Consider the following 19,066-nt stretch of genomic DNA (forward strand, 5'->3'; position numbering starts at 1 on the left):
ATCGGAAAACAGTCAATACTCGTACCGACCTTTACCGAAGTGGGACCGTCGGGCGGACAGGAACGCACAGGAGCGCACGAAAAAATACAATCGGTGGGCGAGGAACCACCGGCGAGGCACCACAGGCGACACCCAGGAGCAGCACGATGGCAGTCACCCCCACTCCGCGGCGGCAGGCGCTCGCGGAGACCGCCTACGACACGATCCGGCGGCGGCTCGTCGACCACGACATCGAGCCGGGGTCGAAGCTCAACATCAACACGCTCGCCCAGGAGTTGGAGATCTCACCGACCCCGCTGCGGGAGGCGCTCGCGCGGCTGGAGGCGGACGGCCTGGTGGTGAAGCGGTCGCTGGCGGGGTACACCGCCGCGGCGCTGCTCAGCGGGCGTGGCCTGCGGGAGCTGTTCGAGGTACGGCTGCTGCTCGAACCGGCGGCGGCCTCCGCCGCGGCCTCCCGGGTGACCCCGGCGGACCTGCTCCACCTCGCGGACCAGCTGGCGGAGATGCGGGGCGCGGCGGGCGACTTCGCGAGCCGGTCGACCCTGCTGCTGTACCTGCACCACGACGCCGTGTTCCACGACCGGATCGCGCTCCTGAGCGGGAACGTGTTCCTGCGCTCGACCCTGGAGCGGTTGCACGCGCACACGCATCAGTACCGGCTGTCGTTCCGCGAGGGGTGGGCGGAGGAGACCTGCCGGGAGCACGAGCGGATCCTGGAGGCGATGGGCGAGAACGACGACGAGACGGCCGCCGCGCGCATGCGGACCCATCTGCGCCGGGCGCAGGCGCGGTTGACGGAGGCGGCGCGGCAGTGAGCACAACGCGCACGGCCGGAGCCCGGGCCGGATGGTGCAGGGCGCCTCAGAGCCAGCCGTTGCGCCGGAACGTGCGGTGGACGCCGAAACAGACGGCGGCGATCACGCCGACGACGAGCGGGTAGCCGTACGTCCACCGCAGCTCGGGCATGTGCTCAAAGTTCATGCCGTACACCCCGCAGACCATGGTCGGTACGGCGATGATCGCGGCCCAGGCCGTGATCTTGCGCATGTCCTCGTTCTGGGCGACGGTCACCTGCGCGAGGTGGGCCTGGAGGACGGAGTCGAGCAGGCCGTCGAAGGCGGTTATCTGCTCGGTGACGCGCGCCAGGTGGTCGGAGACGTCCCGGAAGTACTTCTGGATCTCCGTACCGACCAGCCGGCTCGGCTCGGTGGCGAGCTTGCGCAGCGGCCGGTCCAGCGGCGCCACCGCCCGCTTCAGCTCCAGCAGTTCCCGCTTGAGCTGGTAGATCCGGCCCGCCTCGCCGCGGGCCGCCTGCGCGGAGAAGACGCCGGTCTCGACCGCGTCGATGTCGTCCTGGATGGCGTCCGCGACGCCGAGGTATTCGTCGACCATGTGGTCCGCTATCGCGTGCAGGACGGCGGCGGGGCCCTTGGCGAGCTGCTCGGGGAACGCTTCCAGGTGCTCCCGGAGCGGGCCCAGCGAGCCGTGGCGGCCGTGCCGTACGGTGATCACGAAGTCGGCCCCCGCGAAGACCATCAGCTCACCGGTGTCGACCACCTCACTGGTGGCGGTCAGTTCCTCGTGCTCGACGTAGCTGACGGTCTTGAAGACGGCGAACAGCGTCTCGTCGTACAGCTCCGCCCTGGGCCGGTGGTGGGCGGTGACCGCGTCCTCGACGGCGAGCCGGTGGAGGCCGAACAGCTCGGCGACTCCGGTGAACTCCTCGCGGTCCGGCTCGTGCAGCCCGATCCAGACGAAGCCGCTACCGGCCCTGCGGACGCGCCGCAGCGCCTCCTCCGCCGCGCAGTGGTCGAGCTGCCGCTCGCCGTCGCGGTACACCACGCAGTTCACCACCGCGCTGCCGAGCGGGGAGCGGGCCGGGTGGCTCAGGTCCACGGTGCGGCGATAGGCCCTGCGCACGGTTCTGCGGAGGTTGCGGATCATCGACACGGCGGGCTCCTTCGGCGGATCGGCCGTCAGTGTGCCACGAACGGGCGAACGCCCAGGTCCGGGTCCCCCCGTGGGGTCCGGTCGGTGATGAGCGGGGTCCGGTCGGGCATGATGCGACGCATGCTCATCGAACATGACGGGGTGTCGCCCACCGTGCATCCGTCCGCGTACGTCGCCCCGAACGCGACGCTGAGCGGCGACGTCCGGGTCGGCGCCGGGTGCCGGATCCTCTTCGGCGCCGTCCTGACCGCCGAGGGCGGCCCGGTGGAGCTGGGCGAGGGCTGCGTGGTGATGGAGAACGCGGTCCTGCGGGGCGTCCGCCGCGATCCGCTGCGGCTGGGGCGTGCCGTGCTCGTCGGGCCCACCTCGTACCTGACCGGTTGCGCCGTCGAGGACGAGGTCTTCCTCGCGACGGGCACCCGGGTCTTCAACGGCGCCCGGATCGGGGCGCGTTCCGAGGTGCGGATCAACGGGATCGTGCATCTGCGCACGGTGCTGCCGGCCGGTTCCACGGTCCCGATCGGGTGGGTGGCCGTCGGCGATCCGGCGCGGGTGCTGCCGCCCGGGGAGCACGACGCGATCTGGGAGGTCCAGAAGGACCTGGACTTCCCGGGGTACGTCTTCGGCCTGCCGCGCCCCGCGGAGGGCGAGAGCCTCATGCCGGCCCTCTCGGAGCGGTTCGGACGGGCGCTCGGCCGCCACCACGACGACCGGATCCGGTGACCGTGCGGCCCACGGATCCGGTGACCGTACGGCCCCCCGGGCCGGCGGCGGTCGTACCGTAGCCCTGGGCGGGGTGGCCGAACCGTGGCCAGTCGTCGGCACCCATCCGGGGGCCCTGGACGCGACACGGCCCGCTCCGGGGTAGTAGACGACATATGACCCGAAAGCGTTTCGGTGTGGAGAGGCACGCGCACCGGCTCCGGGACCTGTACCGCAGGATCATGGACTCTCCTGTCGCGCTCACGGTGAGCCGCAGCAGCGAGACGGAACTGATGCACCGGGCCATGTCCTTCGCCGCGCTCGGTTTCCTCACGCTCGTTCCCCTGCTGATCCTCGTCGCCGCGGCCGACCCGGCCAGCGGTCAGAGCTTCGCCCGCTGGCTCGCCCAGGGCGTCGGCGTCTCGGCGTCGTCGCAGGGCGAGATCGAGCAGCTGTTCGGCAAGCCGGGCGAGGCGCTCCAGCGGACGACGGCGTTCGGTCTCGCCGCGCTCGCCGTGTTCGGCCTGACCTTCGGGTCGGCGGTGCAGACGGGGTACGAGAAGGTCTGGGAGCTGTCCACGGCGCGCTGGCACCAGGTGTGGCGGCACGTGGTGTGGCTGGCGGTCCTCGTCGGGTTCCTCGTCGCCTTCGTCAACACGCAGGTCCGCGCCCAGTCCGTCGTCGACACGATCTTCGTGACCTCCGCCGACGTCGTCGTGACGTTCCTGTTCTTCTGGTGGTCCCAGCGGCTGCTCCTCGCGGGCCGGGTCCGCTGGCGGGCGCTGATCCCCGGGTCCGTCGCGACCTCGCTCGGGCTGCTGGGCCTGCGGGGCTTCTCCCGGCTGGTGTTCTCGCCGCTGATCGCGTCCAACGCCGTCACGTACGGCCCGTTCGGCACGGTCCTCGTCCTCCAGTCGTGGCTGGTCGGGGTGGGTTTTGTCGTCTACGGCGGGGCGCTGGTCGGGCGGATCTACCACGAGTACGTGTTCGTGCGGCGGATGGCGCGGGAGCCGGAGGGGCTGCGGGAGGAACACGACGGTTCCGGCGGTGGGGACGGACCGGTACGGTGATCGTCCCCGTGTGAGCCGCCGCCGTCTCCGCGCCCCCCGTCCGCCGGAGACCCGCCCCCGTGACCTCTTCGATCGCCGCCCCCGCCCTCGTACCCCGCCGGGCATGACGGACCGACCTGCCGGTCCTGGCGATCGCGGTCGTGTGGGGGGCCAGCTATCTGGCGGCCAAGGGGGTCACCACCCCGACGACCGTCGTCGCGGTCCTGGTGCTGCGTTTCGCGGTGGTCCTGCCCGTCCTGGCGGCCGCCGGGTGGCGGCGGCTGCGGGCGCTGACGGCGGCGCAGTGGCGCGGCGCGGGGCTGCTGGGGCTGGTCCTGAGCGGGATCTTCCTGCTGGAGACGTACGGCGTCGTGCACACCTCGGCGACCAACGCCGGGCTCATCATCAGCCTCACCATGATCTTCACGCCGCTCGCGGAGGCCGTGGCCACCCGGACCCGCCCGCCGGGGTCCTTCGTGGCCGCCGCCGGGCTCTCGGTCGCCGGCGTGGTGCTGCTGACCCAGGGCGGCGGCTTCACCGCGCCGTCGGCGGGCGATCTGCTGATGCTGCTGGCCGCGCTCGCCCGTACCGTCCATGTGCTGGCCATGGCGCGGATCAAGGCGGTGCGCACCGCCGACGCGCTGTCGCTGACCACCGTTCAGCTCGGCGGCGCGGTCGCGGTCTTCGCCGTCCTGGCCTCGGTGCCGGGCACGGGCCCCTCGCCCTGGTCGGTGGCCGCCGGTTTCGACCCGGGCGACTGGGCGGCGCTGCTGTTCCTGTCGGTGTTCTGCACGCTCGCCGCCTTCTTCGTACAGATGTGGGCGGTACGGCGCACCTCGCCGTCACGGGTGAGCCTGCTGCTCGGTACGGAGCCGCTGTGGGCCGCCGCCACCGGGATCGCCCTCGGCGGTGAGCACCTGGGCGCGCTCGGCGTGCTGGGGGCCGGGCTGGTCCTGGCGGGCACGACCTGGGGGCGCCGGGCCGCCGCCCCGCACCCCGGGCCGGGCCCCGGTGACCCTGGTTAGGATGCCCCGGCACCAGGTCGCCTGGCGCGGCACCGTGGGAGGAGGCCAATCTTCGTGGCCGGACATGTCGGCAGGGCCGTGAACGCCGGGAAGCCCGGCGGACGGGGGGAGGAGTCCCGTACCCGCAGGCGGGGCCAGGGCCAGCTCGAAGCACAGGTGCTCGCCCTCCTCGGGTCCGCGACCGGCCCGGTGGCCGCCTCCTGGGTGCAGGAGCGCCTCGACGGCGACCTCGCGTACACCACCGTGATCACGATCCTGACCCGCCTCCTCGACAAGCAGGCGGTCACCCGCACCCGGTCGGGCCGGTCCTTCCTCTGGACCCCGGTCGCCGACGGCGCCGGGCTCACCGCGTTGCGGATGCGAAGGCTCCTCGACGAGCGGAACGACCGGGACGCGGTGCTCTCCCGCTTCGTCTCGGCCCTCTCCCCCCACGACGCGGAGGTGCTGCGCGCCCTCCTCACGGACGGCGGAACGGAATCCGGCGGCACTCCCGTGGACGACACGGAAAGCTGACGGGTGGCTTCTACACGGCTGTAGAGTCGGTCCGTCGCCAGAGGGCGGCGGCCGGCCCGGCGGACGGACCGGACGGGGAGCGGGGCACGGAGGACCAGGTGGGGACGGAAACCAGGAGGCGCCGGCCCGGCGCCGCGAGCAGTGGTCGTCGCAGAGGCGCCGGGGCGGGCCGGACCCGCCTCACCCGGCGCGGCCGGGTGGCGGTCTGGGTCTGCGGCGCGCTGGCCGTCGGGGCCCTCGGGGCGGGCGGCGCGGGCACCTGGATCTACCAGCGGCTCGACGGCAACATCCACGGCGCGGACATCGACGGCAAGATCGGCGGCGGCCGGCCGGTCAATTCGAGTCCCGGCTCGCAGAACATCCTGGTCGTGGGCTCGGACTCGCGTACGGGCGCCAACGCGAAGTACGGCAGCGACCTCACCACCATGCAGTCCGACACGCTGATGGTGCTGCACATCGCCGCGAACCGGGACTGGGCCACCGTCGTCTCCCTGCCGCGCGACTCCTGGGTCACCATCCCCGCCTGCGACCGCGGGAACGGCAGCGAGTCCGGCCCCCACCACTTCAAGATCAACGAGGCGTTCGCGATCGGCGGGACCGGCGGGGACGTGGCCGCGGCCGCCGCCTGCACCATCAGGACCGTGGAGCGCAACACCGGGCTGCGCATCGACCACTTCATGTCGGTCGACTTCCAGGGCTTCAAGGGCATGGTCAACGCGCTGGGCGGCATCGAGGTCTGCCCGGGGACCGCGATCCACGACAAGAAGGCGCACCTGGACCTGGAGGCCGGCTGCCAGACCGTGCGCGACGAGAAGGCGCTCGGGTACGTCCGGACGCGCTACAGCGTCGGGGACGGCTCCGACCTCGGCCGGATCGGCAGGCAGCAGGAGTTCATGGAGGCCGTGGCCGCCAAGGCGCAGAAGAAACTGACCAGCCCGAAGGCGCTGTACGGATTCCTGGACTCGGCCACCAAGTCGCTGACGACCGACGAACCGCTGGCCGGGATCAAGCCGCTGTACGCCCTCGCCTCCGAGATCAAGGGCATCCCGGAGAACCGGCTGGCCTTCCTGACCGTGCCGAACTACCCGCGCGAGGCGGACGTGCCGGCCGACCGGGCCAACGTCGTGTGGCAGTACCCGCAGGCGTCCGACCTGTTCACGTCCCTGGCCCGGGACAGGGAGGTCAGCAAGAAGAGGCTGGAGGCGGCCGCCAGGACCCCGGTCTACGCCAGCACGGTCCGCGTCCAGGTCCTCAACGGCACGGGCACGGCGGGGCGGGCCGCCGCGGTGGCCGAGACCCTCCGTACGGCAGGCTTCACCGTCGCCTCCATCGGCAACGCGCCCGGGACCACGGGCAGGACGTCGGTGGAGTACCCCGGCGGCCTCGGCCCCCAGGCCCGGGTCCTCGCCTCGCGCCTGCCGGACGTCGCCGCGCGGGAGTCGGCGCAGGCGTCGCCGGGTGTCGTGACCCTCACCGTGGGGACGGACTTCACCGACGTCCGGTAGCGCTCGCCGGGCCGGCCGGACCGTGCCGGACGCCACATTGCATTATTTTGCGACTCCTTTACTATTGATCGACGTGGGACGGCGCGGCCGTCCCATCCCGCGTCGTTGATCAGCGTAAGGAGCTGCGGTCCCCCCATGGGTGAACCTCCCAGTACGAGCCGTGCCCTCCCCGTCCCGCCGCACCAGGGGCCGGAGGTGGCACGGTGACCGAAGTGCTTCTGCTGTCGCTCGCTCTCGCGCTGACGTTCGCCTGCGCGGTGTTCGTCGCCGCCGAGTTCTCCCTCACCACCGTCGAGCGCGGTGAGCTGGAGCGCGCCACCGAGGCCGGTGAGCGCGGGGCCGCGAGCGCCCTGGCCGCCGCCAAGCGCCTGACCTTCCAGCTCTCCGGTGCCCAGCTGGGCATCACGGTGACCTCCCTGGTGATCGGCATGCTCGCCGAACCGTCGCTGGCCGTGCTGCTGCGCGGTCCCCTGGAGGCCGTGGGGCTGCCCGGGGGCGCGGTGTCCACCGCCGCCACCCTGCTCGGCGTCATGGTGTCCACGGTGGTCCTGATGGTGGTCGGTGAGCTGGTCCCGAAGAACTGGGCCATCTCCCGCCCGCTGGCTGTCGCCAAGGTGGTGGCCGGACCGCAGCGCGTGTTCACCGCGGCCTTCGGCCCGCTGATCCGCCACCTCAACAACACCGCCAACCGGCTGGTGCGGCGCTTCGGCCTGGAGCCCGCCGAGGAGCTGGCCTCCGCGCGGACACCCGAGGAACTGGTCGCCCTGGCCCGGCACTCGGCGCGGGAGGGGGCCATCGAGGAGGACGCCGCCGAGCTGTTCGTACGGACCCTGCACCTCGCCGACCTGTCGGCGGAGAACGTGATGACGCCCCGCGTGGACGTCCGCGCGCTGGAGGCGCACGCCACCGCGTCGGACGCGGCCCGGCTCACCCTGGCCACCGGCCTCTCCCGCTTCCCCGTCTACCAGGACAGCCTGGACGAGGTGATCGGCACGGTCCACATCCGGGACGTCCTCGCCCTGGACGAGAGCCTGCGCGACCGCACCCCGGTCACCGCGCTGGCGACGAAGCCGCTGCTCGTCCCCGACTCCCTGCCGGTCGACCGGCTGCTGCGGCGGCTGCGCCAGGCGCGGACGATGGCGGTCGTCATAGACGAGTACGGCGGGACGGCCGGGGTCGCCACCGTCGAGGACATCGTGGAGGAGGTCGTCGGGGAGGTCAGGGACGAACACGACCCGGACGAGACCCCGGGCCTGGTCCCCGTCGCCGCGGGCCCCGGGGGGCGCAGCGTGTGGGAGGCCGACGGCAGCCTGCGGCTCGACCAGCTGGACGAGATCGGCTTCACCGCCCCCGAGGGACCGTACGAAACGCTCGCGGGCCTGCTCGCGACCCGGCTGGAGCGGCTGCCCGTGCCGGCCGACCGGCTGGACGTGGACGGCTGGCGGTTCGCCGTCCTGCGGGTCGAGCACCACCGGGCCGACCGGGTACGAATCACCTCACCGCTCCCCGCCACGCTGACGGAGGACGCCCGATGACCGGCCTGCAACTGACCATCGGCGCGCTGACGCTCCTGACGAACGCGTTCTTCGTCGGGGCGGAGTTCGCCCTGATCTCGGTCCGGCGCAGCCAGATCGAACCGGCGGCGCTCAAGGGCGGCCGGCGCGCCAAGACCACACTGTGGGGGTTGCAGCACCTCTCCGCGGCCATGGCCACCGCCCAGCTCGGCATCACGATCTCCTCGCTGGTGCTGGGCGCGGTCGCCGAGCCGGCCATCGCGCACCTGCTGGAGCCGCCGTTCGAGGCGGTCGGGGTGCCCGAGGCGCTGATCCACCCGATCGCGTTCGTGGTCGCGCTGACCCTCGCCACGTATCTGCACATGCTCATCGGCGAGATGGTGCCGAAGAACATCGCGCTGGCCGCGCCCGCGCCGACCGCGCTGCTGCTCGCGCCGCCGCTGATCGCGCTCACCCGGGCGCTGCGGCCGGTGGTCTTCGGGATCAACGCGTTCGCCAACCTGCTGCTGCGGCTGCTCGGGGTCGAGGCCAAGGACGAGGTGACGTCCGTCTTCACGGACGACGAACTCGCCCGGCTGGTCAAGGACTCCAGCGAGGCGGGGCTGCTGGACCCGGCGGACGGCGAGCGGCTGCGGGACGCCCTGGAGCTGGGCACCCGGCCGGCCGGCGAGGTGATGGTGCCGCTGGCCAGGACCGTCATGGTGGACCACGGGATCACCCCGCAGCAGCTGGAGCGTACGGCCGCGTCGTCCGGCTTCTCACGGCTGCCGGTGACCGGCCCCGACCGTACCGTCCTCGGCTATCTGCACATCAAGGACGCCCTCGGCGCGGCCGACCGGACGCGGCCCTTCCCGCGCTCCGCCCTGCACACCATGGTCAGGGTCGAGATCGACACGCCGCTCGACGACACGATGACGGCGATGCGCGCCGCCGGCACGCATCTGGCCGCCGTCACCGGCGACCGGGGAACCGTCATCGGTTTTGTCACCATGGAAGACGTCCTGGACGAACTGGTCGGTCCCGCCGCCGGTGTCCAGGCAGCCGCCGGCTGACCGGAGAGATCCGGACACGGCGGCAGAGGAGCGACCGGTGCCCCGCCCCGGGCACCGGCCGCTCCTCGTCCGCGTCCGTCATGGGTACCGCATTCGCGCCGGGAAGGGAACACGTCGGCCGGGCGCCGAAGGCGACGACTCGGTAACGGAGCGGAGCCGTCCCGCGCGCCGGATCCGCCGCGCGGGACCTCTGACGGACGCCGCGCCCCTGGTCAGGGCTTGCGGGCGACGCCCACGTAGCAGGCCGCTTCCTTGTCGGTGGAGCCGTCCTGGCCCTCGCCGGGGTCGGGGCGCCACCGGTGGGACGCGACGATCCCCGGCTCCAGCAGCTCCCAGCCGTCGAAGAAGCGGGCTATCTCCTCGCGCGTACGGGCCTGCCCCGGCGTACCGGAGGCGCGGTACGCCTCCGTGAGGCGGGCGATGCCCTCGGGGTCGAACTCCGTCGTCACGTGGGCGATCGCGAGCGTGCTGCCGGAGGGCAGCGCGGCCTTGAGGACGTCCACCAGGCCATGGGCGCCGTGGTCGTCGGTCACGAAGTGCAGCAGCGCGTTGAGGCTGAGGGCGACCGGCCGGGTGAGGTCCAGGGTGGTACGGATCTCGTCGGCGGCCAGCAGTGCCTCGGGCGCCTTGACGTCCGCTTCCACGTACGCGGTACGCCCGGCCGGATGGCTGTGCAGAAGTGCGCGGGCGTGCGCCAGCACGATCGGGTCGTTGTCCGTGTAGACGACACGCGCGTGCGGGACCTCCGCCTGTGCCACCTCGTGCAGGTTGGGTGACGTGGGAATACCGGTGCCTATGTCGAGGAACTGGTCCATCCCCGAGCGGGCGAGGAACCGCACGGAACGGTGCATGAAACGCCGGTTGATCCGCGCGGTCGCCAGGATCGAGGGGAAAGCGCTCATCGCGCGCGCCGCCCCCTCCCGATCGGCCGGGAAGTTGGTCGTACCGCCCAGGTAGTAGTCGTACATCCGGGCTGAATGCGCCCTGTCCAGCTCCAGGTCCACCGCGCCGCCGTCCGCCACCGCACGCCCCACTTCCCACGTCCGCCCACTAGGAGGAACCACGGTACGAGACACGTCAACTCCCCCTGCGCGGAGGGTGACACGCAAAAAGATTTTTCGCCGAACCACTCCACTGCCACCCCAGACATCCGGTTGACTGACCCCCGGAAGGAAATCCCCTCCATGACGGCGAAGTACCGAAAGGGCGGCACCTGATGGCCCGTGACAGCGACGGGGCCCTGGGCGTGGAGGTACGCGACCCGGCCCGTCCGGATCCGCGCGACCCGGTGGGACCGGATCCAACCGCGCCCGGCGTACGCCGGCACACGGACCCTTCCAGCCGCCGACTGGCCCTGACGTTCGACGCCTTCGCCGCCCACCACCACCGGCTGTGGCTGCGGTACGCCCACACCCAGGTCGGTTCCCGGCCCGCCGCCGAGTCCGTGGTCGAGTCGGCGTGCGCCCGGCTGCTGGAGAACTGGCCGCACGTCCTGCTCCAGGAGTCCGTGTCGCAGTACGCCTGGGCGGTCCTCAAGGAAGAGGTCGCCCGGCGGCAGGACGCGCAGGACGGACCGCCCGCGCTCGTCGACACCGCGGCGTTCGACGCGGCCGCCCGCAAGCTCCTCCAGCATGGGACGCCCGATCAGTTCACCGTCCTGGAGAACGAGATCGGCCTGTACGGCGCCATCTCACGGCTGCCCGAGCGGCAGTACGACGTCGTCGTGCTGCGCTACGTCCTGCGCGTGCCGGACGAGGTGGTCGCCGAGTACCTGGGCATCGAGGTGCCGACCGTACGCTCGCACGTACGGCACGCACGGCGACGGCTGGCCAGGGAGTTGGGACCCGCCCGGTGAGGGGAACGGAAGGCGCCCGGGTCCAGGTGCTGCTGGACGACGCGGAGGTCCTCGCGGGCGCGTACGACGACTACGACACCGACAGCGCCCTGCGGCGCGCCGCCGCGCGGGCCGGGGAGCGGGCCCGGGAGCGGGCGGAGGGGCCGGTGCGGGCGCCCGGGAGCTGTGCCACGACGCACGAACAGGCCGCCCGCGACCTGGACCTGGCCGTCGCGCTCGTCCTGAACGCCCCCGAGGCGGCCGGCTGCCTGGCGCAGCTGGTCGACCACGACCGGATAGACCCGCAGGGCGCCGTCGTCTTCGCCGCCCTGCTCCATCTGACGGGACACCGGGACGCGGCCCAGTTCTGGTGGCAGTTCGCGGCGGGCGGCGGCAACCGGACGGCGGCGTTCTGTCTGTTCCTCGCCCACCAGCAGCGTGCCGAGTTCCGGGACGCGGCCCACTGGCGCGCGGAGTCCCGCAGGCTGGCCGGCTCCGGCCGTACCTCCCCGGACGCCGCGCCGTCCCCGGTGCCCTCCCTGTCCTCGCTGCTGCCCGAGGCCGTCCTCCACGACCTCATCGGGCAGTGCCACCGGGGCAGGCATCCCACGCTGCCCGCCGCGCTGGAGGCCGTCGTCAACCGGCTGCGCGTCGACAGCGCGGACGAGGACTACGGCGAGGTGCCGCAGCCCGACGAGACGCTGGTCACCTGGCCGGTCACCCAGCCGGCCGCCCGGTCGGCCACCCGGCCGGGAACGAGGGCCGCCCGGCCGCGCTGACCATGCGCGGGACGGCGAGAACCCCTCGTATGCCGGTCCCGGATGGCGCAATCTCCCCACCAGGGCATTTCATGTAACAAAGCGTGCGCCGTAGGTGGCCGCACGGTGACCACCAGGGTGTGTGCCCGCCCGTGGAGTTCGGCAGAGGGAGCCGCGCCATGTCTCTTGACCCCCACCTCGATCCCGTGACCAAGGAGCGCGACGGGAGCCGTCCGCGTCCGCCGGACGCCGCCGCTCTCGCCGCCCTCACCGGCCTCACCGACACCGAGACCCTGTCCATGGAGCCCGGTCAGGAGCCGATACGGACGCTGCTCTGGACGGCCGCGACCGCCCGGCCGCTGGAGGAGGTCGCCGCGCTGGTCAGTCTGTTGCGGCGGACCGGTGAGGTGCCCAGCCCCGGTGACGAGGCGCTGCGCGCCGCCGCGGTGGCCCGGCCCCTGGAGGAGGTCATGCAGCTGGTCGCCCTGTTGCACGAGCCTCCGCACGAGTTCGACGAGGCCGACACGACGCTGCGCGCGGCGGCCGTGGGCAGGCCGATCGAGGACGTGGCCGAGCTGGTGAGCATCTTCGGCGACGAGGGCGGGACCGCCCGGTCCGCGGGGCGTCGCGGGGCGGCGGCGTCCGCCGTGGAGCCGACCGCCGTCGAGGCGGACGCCGTAGAGCCGGACGCCGTCGAGCTGGAGCCCGCGGAGACGGACGCCGTACAGCCGGACACCGCGGAGGCCGGTGACGACGGGGACCGGGAGGCCGGGCAGGACGCTCCGGCGCGGGCGATGCGCCGGGCGGGGATCGCGGCGGCGTTCAGCCGCCCTGCCCCGGAGCCCTCCCCCGCCCCGGCGGCGGGTGTCCGGCCCCAGCGGCGGGCCGGCAAGGCCGCTGTCCCCGCGCCCGCCGCCGCCCCGCGGTCGGTGCTGCGCTGGCCGGCCATGGCGCTGCTGGTGATGTGCGCGGTGCTCCACCTGCCCACGGACTACACGCGTCTGGGGTCCGGGAGCGTCGCCGACGTGCTGTCCCTCGCACTCACCGTGGTGTGCGTGGTGAGCGCCGTGTGGCTGGCGGTACGGGACACCGTGGTCCTCTGGGTGGCCAGTGCCTCGGCGGCCCTGGCGGTGGTGGTCGCGCAGGCCGTCTCGGCGGTCGTCGGCATGGACCTGCTGTCGAGCAGTCTGGGCGCGTTCCCGGGGGCGTCCGTGGTGGCGGTGGTGTGTGCCGTCGCCGCCGTGGGTCTCGCCGGTACGGCCCTGACGCTCCGCCGGCAGGCGGCCGGGCCCGGGGCCGCCCGCGCGTAGCGAGCCGTTCCGCACGGGCCGCGCCCGTCCGCGTACCGGATCCCCGGCCCGTGGGCGGGCGCGGCCGTGGTGTCCCGTACCCCTGCGGCTCGTACGCCTGGACCCGCTCTCCCCTACGACCCCGCCGCCTTCTTCTTCCGGTGTCCCACGATCACGTCGGTCACCGCCACGACGAGGGCCGCCAGCGCGAAGGCCACCGACACGATCAGGCCGTGGTCGTACGCCGACGCCCAGCCGTCCCGGGGGACCTCCGCGAAGAAGACGGAGCCGATGGCGGCGATACCGATCGAGGAGCCCACCCGCTGTCCCGTCTGGAGTGTGCCGCCCGCGCTGCCCGCGCCGGCGACCGGCACCTCGGCGAGGGTGAGGGTCTGGTTCGGCGAGATGACCAGGCCGCTGCCGAGTCCGGCGAGCAGCAGGGGCCCGGCCATCGCCCAGCCGGCGTGGTGGCCGGGGACCAGATGGACGGCGAGGACGGTGAGCGCCAGTCCGGCCACCACCATGGTCAGCCCGACGACGATCAGCGGCCGGCCGAAGCGGCCGACCAGCCGTCCGCCGATGCCCGCCGACACTCCGGAGCCCAGGGCGAAGGGGGTGATGGTCAGTCCGGCCAGGAGCGCCGAGTAGTGCAGTCCGCTCTGGAGGAAGAGCGTGGTGATGAAGAAGATCGAGGTGAAGCCGCCGAAGTAGAACAGGATCATCAGACAGCCCAGCCAGAACGAGTGGATACGGAAGAGGGCCAGGTTCAGAACCGGCTGGGTGCCGCCCTTCCGGCTGTGGGCCTCCCACCGTACGAAGGCCGCCAGCAGTGCGGCGGCGACCGCCAGCAGCAGCCACTTGGTGTTCCCGTGCCACTCGCGCGACTCCACGAAGGGCAGGAGGAGAGCCACCACCCCCGACCCGAGCAGCAGCACGCCGACCGGGTCGAGGTCGCGGACCCGGACGTGGCCCGCCGCCGGGGTGTCGGGCAGCAGACGGCGGGCCAGCAGGAGGCAGACGGCGCCCAGCGGCAGGTTGACGTAGAACACCCACCGCCATCCGTCGTCCGCGCCGGCCGCCTGGATGATGAGCCCGCCGAGCAGGGGGCCGACGGCGGTGGAGATCCCGACGACGGTGCCGAACATGCCGAAGGCCCGGCCGCGTTCCCGGCCGGAGAACATCTGCTGGATCAGGGCGGACACCTGGGGGGCGACGAGACCGCCCGCCGCTCCCTGGATCAGCCGGGCGGTCACCAGCCACCCGCTGGACTGCGCGGCGCCGCAGGCCGCCGACGCGAGGACGAAGAGGGTGAGGCCCACCATGAAGACCGGACGCCTGCCCCGGGCGTCGCCGAGGCGGCCCGCGGGGATCAGGAAGAGGCCGTAGACCAGGGCGTATCCGGAGACGACCCACTGGAGGTCGGACTCGGGGGCGCCCAGCCCCTCCCGGATCGACGGCAGCGCGACGTTGACGATGGACACGTCGAGCAGGGTCATGAAGGCCGCGACGAGACAGACGGCGAGCGCCTTCCAGCGCCGGGGGTCGGGGGGCTGCGAGGACACGGAGCCGTCTTCCTCTCACTGGGCGTCCCCCCACGGGCAGGTCCGCCCATCATGCGGCCGGGCGGCGTCCCGGCACACGCCACCTCGCCGTGGGGGCGCGTGACGGACCTTCACCACCCCCCGCGGCCCGGCGGAAACGGCCGGGCACGGGTCCCTCGCGTCGCGAACGCGAGGGACCCGTGCCCGGGAACCGCCTACCGCTGGGTGCTACGCCGGATCACGCGACGTTGACGGCGCTCCACGCGGCGCCGACGGCCTTGTACTCGGCGCTGGTCGTGCCGTACAGCGCGCCGGCCGCGCTGAGCGTCGCGGTGCGCGCCTTCGCGTAGTTGGTGCTCGACGTCATGTACGTGGTGAGCGCCTTGTACCAGATCTGGATGGCCTTGTCCCGGCCGATGCCGGTGACCGTCGAACCGTTGGACGTGGGGCTGTTGTAGCTCACGCCGTTGATGGTCTTCGCGCCGCTGCCCTCGGCCAGCAGGTAGAAGAAGTGGTTGGCCGGGCCCGAGGAGTAGTGGACGTCGAGGTTCTTCAGCGTCGACGACCAGGCGTCCTTGGAGGCGCCGTCCTTGCTCGGCTTGTCCTGGTAGCGCAGCGGCGTGCCGTTGCCGTTGATGTTGATCTTCTCACCGATGAGGTAGTCACCCGGGTCGGTGGAGGTGTTGGAGTAGAACTCCACCGCGGTGCCGAAGATGTCGGAGGTGGCCTCGTTGAGACCGCCGGACTCCGCCGAGTAGGTCAGCTTCGCCGTGGCCGCGGTGAGGCCGTGGCTCATCTCGTGGGCGGCGACGTCGATCGACGTGAGCGGGTTGGCGTTGCCCGAGCCGTCGCCGTACGTCATGCAGAAGCAGCTGTCGTCCCAGAACGCGTTCACGTAGCTGTTGCCGTAGTGGGCGCGGGAGTAGGACGCGACACCGTTGTTCTTGATGCCGTTGCGGCCCAGGACGTTCTTGTAGAAGTCCCAGGTCTCGGCCGCGCCGTAGGCGACGTCCACGGCGGCGGTCTGGCGGCCGCCGCTCCAGACGTCGTCGGCGTCGGTGAAGAGGGTGCCGGTGCCCGACGTCTTCTGGTTCAGGTCGTACGTCTTGTGACCGCCGCGCGCGCCGTCGGTCAGGTTGTACGTGCTGCCGCTCTTGGTGGTCGTGAGCGGGACGGTGCCGTTGTACTTGCCGGTGCCGGTGCCGGTCTCGATGGCCTCGTCGCGGAACAGTTCCTTGCCGGTGGCGGCGTCGGTGACGACGTGCAGTTCGCTCGGGGTGCCGTCGGGCTGGAAGCCCTTGACGACGGTCTCCCAGGCGAGGACGGGCGTGCCGTTGGCGGCCCAGACGACCTTGCGGGGCGCGGTGCCCGTCTCGGCCTTGGCGGTCTTCTCCGCCGAAGCGGCCTTGAGCGCGGTCGACTTGGCGCCGGAGGCGGTGACGGCGGCGTCGGTGGTGGCCACGGCTATCTTGGCCGAGGTCGCCTTGGTGACGGTCTGCTTGCCGGCCGGGCTCTCGTGGACGACGAGGTCGCCGCCGAGGACGGGCAAGCCCGCGAAGGTCCGCTCGTACCGGGTGTGCACGGTGCCGTCGGCGTCCTTGATGACGTCCCGGACGACCAGCTTCTCCTGCGCGCCGAGACCGAGGGTCTTGGCCTCGCTCGCCGTGTCCGCCTGGGCGGACTGGATGGCGGTCACACGCTGGGCGGCGGTGAACGCCACGGCGACGGCGCCGCTGTCACGGGCGGCGTCGGGCTGGGCGACGGCCGGGCCGCTCTGGAAGGCGACGGCCACCATCGCGGCCGAGGCGACGAGCGCGGCGACGCGGACGGCGTTCTTGCGGGGGGTGGAAGCTACGAGTCTCACTCAGTCTCCAAGAGTGTCGGGCCACCGGTCGGCGGCCCTTGTGGGGGTACGGCGGCGGCCGTGGGGTGGGCCGCCTTCCTGGCGCTGGAGCAACACGTGGGTGCCACGCGGATCCACCGCACGGTCTACGCGCGGTGAGCCGTCCAGAGAGTGACATCGAAGAGCCTCGTTCGGACAGATCCGATACGAGGATTTGACCTTGTGTTGTCAGTTACATGCCACATACGGCGATCAAACGGACGTCCTGACACGCGAATTGGGCGGCTCCCCGGAGTGGGGAACCGCCCAACAGGACGTGCGGAGGTCAGTGCGCGATGCTGTCGATCAGCTCGCGCGCGCCCTGCCGCAGGAGCGCTACCGCCACGGATGTACCGAGAGTCGCCGGATCCAACCGGCCTGCCCACTCGTGGGCGTTGAGGACCGTTTTGCCGTCGGGGGTGAACACGCAGGCCCGCAGCGAGAGTTCGCCGCCGCGCCCGGCCTTCGCGTACCCGGCGATCGGGCTGTTGCAGTGCCCCTGGAGGACGTGGAGGAACATCCGCTCGGCGGTGGCCTCCCGGTGGGTGTCCGGGTCGCCGAGGTCGCTCACCGTGTCGATGAGGTCCGTGTCGCCCTCGCGGCACTGGAGGGCGAGGATGCCCGCGCCGATCGGGGGGCACATCGCCTCGGGCGACAGGATCTCGTTGATGACGTCCTCGCGGCCGATGCGGCGGAGGCCGGCGGCGGCGAGCAGGAGCGCGTCGGCCTCGCCCGCGGCAAGCTTCTCCAGCCGGCGGTTGGCGTTGCCGCGGAACGGCACGCACTCCAGGTCCGGGTGGGACGCGGCGAGCTGGGCGACGCGGCGGACCGAGGACGTACCGATCCTGGTGCCCGCGGGCAGCTCGTCGAGCGTGAGGCCGCCGGGGTGGACGAGCGCGTCGCGGATGTCGTCCCGGCGCAGGAACGCGGCGAAGACGGTGCCGGCCGGCAGCGGCCGGTCCGCGGGCACGTCCTTCACGCAGTGCACGGCCAGGTCCGCCTCGCCGTTCAGCAGGGCCGCGTCGACCTCCTTGGTGAACGCCCCCTTGCCCTCCACCTGGGACAGATCGCCCATCCACTTGTCGCCGGTGGTCTTGACCGGGACGACCTCGGTGGCGATGCCGGGGTGGAGCACGCCCAGTTCGGCACGGACTCGCTCCACCTGGGCGAGGGCCATGGGCGAGTCGCGGGAGACGATACGGATCAGCGCGGGAGCGGACATGGGTCCACGATAGGCCGTCGGCGACACACTTCGTAACCGAACTTCTGTACCCACCGCCCCGGGCGCCCAAACGACACGGTCCGCCACGGCGGCTCCGCAGGTCACGCGCGTGACGGCGGCAATGCCGCCTCAGACGACCTTTCTGCGGACCAGGTGGCCCAGTACCAGTGCGCCGGGCACCAGCGGCAGCCAGACCGTGATGATGCGGAAGCCGAGGACGGCCGACGTCGCCACGGCGACCGACGCGCCCGCCGTGACCAGCGCGACGACCAGGGCGGCGTCCACCGAGCCGATGCCGCCCGGTGTCGGTACGGCCGCCGCCGCCACGCTCGCCGCGAGGTAGGCGATGGCCACGTGGACCGCCGGTACGGGCACGTGGAGCGCCAGCGCCACCGTGACCAGTCCGGCCGCCTGGAGGGCGGGGAAGGCGAGCGAGCCGCCCCACAGGGCCAGCGCGCGGGACGGCCGGGTGTGCAGGCCGCGCGCCTCGGTCAGCGCGACGCGCAGGAAGCCGCCGACGAGGCGGCGCAGGGGCCGTACGGCGAGGAGCGCGAGGGCCGCCGCGACGAGCACCGCGCCCGCCGTCAGGGCGAGGGGCACCCCCGCCCCGTCCGGGACGAGGCCGTCCAGCCGCAGCGCCCGGGGGAAGGCCGTCAGCAGGGCGATCAGGAGGACGACACGCCCGACGGACTCGGCCAGCAGGTACAGCGCGAGGGAGGCGGAGGAGCGGGAGAGCGGGAGGCCGCAGCGGCGCAGGAAGCGCAGGTTGACGGCGCCCGCGCCGAGCCCGGCGGGCAGCAGGTGGTTGGCGGCGCCCGCGGCGAACTGCGTGGCGAGGAGCCGTCCGGCGGGCAGTCTCTCCAGGACGGTCCCCTGCCGGGTGAAGGACACGGCCACCCAGCCGAGCCCGGTGGCCGCCACCGCGGCGAGCAGCCAGGAGCGGTCGGCCGTGAGCAGTTGCCGGCCGCCGGAGACGATCAGCGGCCAGTGGAGGGCGACCCAGACGCCGACCGCCACGACCGGGAGGACCATGAGGATCTGCCGCAGCGGCAGCCGCCGGAGGAGTCCGCCGGGCGGGACGGACGGGTGAAGTAGGGCCATCGGCTCGGTCGTCCCTGGTCCGTGGTGCGCGGGCACCTGCCGGGAAGTGCTCTCGCCGTGAGTGTCCCAGGCGCGCGCGACGTCCGGGCGTCCTGGGGCGGGCCGGCAGGCGACGCCCAGGCGCTGTCC

Annotated in this window: 17 protein-coding genes; 11 read left to right on the plus strand and 6 right to left on the minus strand. The window is 72.8% G+C overall.

What is annotated here, in order from left to right:
• The first annotated feature begins 146 nt into the window (after positions 1-146).
• Positions 147-815, plus strand: a complete 669-nt coding sequence (locus tag ACIODU_RS18180) for a GntR family transcriptional regulator (RefSeq protein ID WP_356423003.1) — start codon at positions 147-149, stop codon at positions 813-815.
• 46 nt (positions 816-861) lie between these two features.
• On the opposite strand, the gene ACIODU_RS18185 is transcribed toward ACIODU_RS18180, so the two are convergent.
• Positions 862-1,944, minus strand: a complete 1,083-nt coding sequence (locus tag ACIODU_RS18185) for a magnesium and cobalt transport protein CorA (protein WP_356423260.1) — start codon at positions 1,942-1,944, stop codon at positions 862-864.
• Between the two features lie 126 nt (positions 1,945-2,070).
• Between ACIODU_RS18185 and ACIODU_RS18190 the strand changes: the two genes are divergently transcribed.
• The 7 genes from ACIODU_RS18190 to ACIODU_RS18220 all read left to right on the plus strand — a co-directional run bounded on the left by ACIODU_RS18190 (position 2,071) and on the right by ACIODU_RS18220 (position 9,310).
• Positions 2,071-2,673, plus strand: coding sequence for a gamma carbonic anhydrase family protein (locus tag ACIODU_RS18190; protein ID WP_401768581.1), 603 nt, complete (start codon positions 2,071-2,073; stop codon positions 2,671-2,673).
• A gap of 221 nt (positions 2,674-2,894) precedes the next feature.
• Positions 2,895-3,722: a YhjD/YihY/BrkB family envelope integrity protein gene (locus ACIODU_RS18195; RefSeq protein WP_401768583.1), complete on the plus strand. Its 828-nt coding sequence runs from the start codon at positions 2,895-2,897 to the stop codon at positions 3,720-3,722.
• 116 nt (positions 3,723-3,838) lie between these two features.
• The gene (locus ACIODU_RS18200; RefSeq protein WP_401768739.1) at positions 3,839-4,726 is read left to right on the plus strand and encodes a DMT family transporter; all 888 of its coding nucleotides are present in this window, start codon (positions 3,839-3,841) and stop codon (positions 4,724-4,726) included.
• 78 nt (positions 4,727-4,804) lie between these two features.
• On the plus strand, positions 4,805-5,239 hold the full coding sequence (locus ACIODU_RS18205; protein ID WP_356423263.1) for a BlaI/MecI/CopY family transcriptional regulator: 435 nt from the start codon (positions 4,805-4,807) through the stop codon (positions 5,237-5,239).
• Between the two features lie 197 nt (positions 5,240-5,436).
• Positions 5,437-6,744 (plus strand): LCP family protein, encoded by a 1,308-nt coding sequence (locus ACIODU_RS18210; protein ID WP_356423266.1) that lies wholly within the window; start codon positions 5,437-5,439, stop codon positions 6,742-6,744.
• A gap of 203 nt (positions 6,745-6,947) precedes the next feature.
• Complete coding sequence (locus ACIODU_RS18215) at positions 6,948-8,279, plus strand: hemolysin family protein (protein ID WP_401768585.1); 1,332 nt, start codon at positions 6,948-6,950, stop codon at positions 8,277-8,279.
• A complete protein-coding gene (locus ACIODU_RS18220) occupies positions 8,276-9,310 on the plus strand; it encodes a hemolysin family protein (RefSeq protein WP_401768587.1) in 1,035 nt (344 codons plus the stop codon). The genes ACIODU_RS18215 and ACIODU_RS18220 overlap by 4 nt, the downstream gene beginning before the upstream one ends.
• A 212-nt stretch (positions 9,311-9,522) precedes the next feature.
• Here ACIODU_RS18220 and ACIODU_RS18225 read toward each other — a convergent pair whose 3' ends face one another.
• Positions 9,523-10,344 (minus strand): SAM-dependent methyltransferase, encoded by an 822-nt coding sequence (locus ACIODU_RS18225; protein WP_356423018.1) that lies wholly within the window; start codon positions 10,342-10,344, stop codon positions 9,523-9,525.
• 182 nt (positions 10,345-10,526) lie between these two features.
• On the opposite strand from ACIODU_RS18225, the gene ACIODU_RS18230 reads away from it, so the two are divergent.
• From ACIODU_RS18230 to ACIODU_RS18240, 3 genes are all read left to right on the plus strand, one after another.
• A complete protein-coding gene (locus ACIODU_RS18230; protein WP_401768589.1) occupies positions 10,527-11,165 on the plus strand; it encodes a sigma-70 family RNA polymerase sigma factor in 639 nt (212 codons plus the stop codon).
• Complete coding sequence (locus ACIODU_RS18235; RefSeq protein ID WP_401768592.1) at positions 11,162-11,923, plus strand: hypothetical protein; 762 nt, start codon at positions 11,162-11,164, stop codon at positions 11,921-11,923. The genes ACIODU_RS18230 and ACIODU_RS18235 overlap by 4 nt, the downstream gene beginning before the upstream one ends.
• A gap of 158 nt (positions 11,924-12,081) precedes the next feature.
• Positions 12,082-13,212: a hypothetical protein gene (locus ACIODU_RS18240; protein ID WP_401768594.1), complete on the plus strand. Its 1,131-nt coding sequence runs from the start codon at positions 12,082-12,084 to the stop codon at positions 13,210-13,212.
• Positions 13,213-13,325: 113 nt separating this feature from the next.
• Here the strand turns inward: ACIODU_RS18240 and ACIODU_RS18245 are convergent, their stop codons facing one another.
• The 4 genes from ACIODU_RS18245 to ACIODU_RS18260 form a co-directional block, all read right to left on the minus strand.
• Positions 13,326-14,753 (minus strand): MFS transporter, encoded by a 1,428-nt coding sequence (locus ACIODU_RS18245; RefSeq protein ID WP_401768596.1) that lies wholly within the window; start codon positions 14,751-14,753, stop codon positions 13,326-13,328.
• A gap of 217 nt (positions 14,754-14,970) precedes the next feature.
• Positions 14,971-16,596, minus strand: coding sequence for a M4 family metallopeptidase (locus ACIODU_RS18250; protein WP_356423031.1), 1,626 nt, complete (start codon positions 16,594-16,596; stop codon positions 14,971-14,973).
• Between the two features lie 304 nt (positions 16,597-16,900).
• Positions 16,901-17,836, minus strand: a complete 936-nt coding sequence (gene hemC / locus ACIODU_RS18255) for a hydroxymethylbilane synthase (protein WP_401768598.1) — start codon at positions 17,834-17,836, stop codon at positions 16,901-16,903.
• A gap of 129 nt (positions 17,837-17,965) precedes the next feature.
• Positions 17,966-18,937: a YbhN family protein gene (locus tag ACIODU_RS18260; protein ID WP_401768601.1), complete on the minus strand. Its 972-nt coding sequence runs from the start codon at positions 18,935-18,937 to the stop codon at positions 17,966-17,968.
• Positions 18,938-19,066 lie beyond the last annotated feature (129 nt).

Source organism: Streptomyces sp. NPDC088261 (genome assembly GCF_044740805.1).
GTDB lineage: Bacteria > Actinomycetota > Actinomycetes > Streptomycetales > Streptomycetaceae > Streptomyces.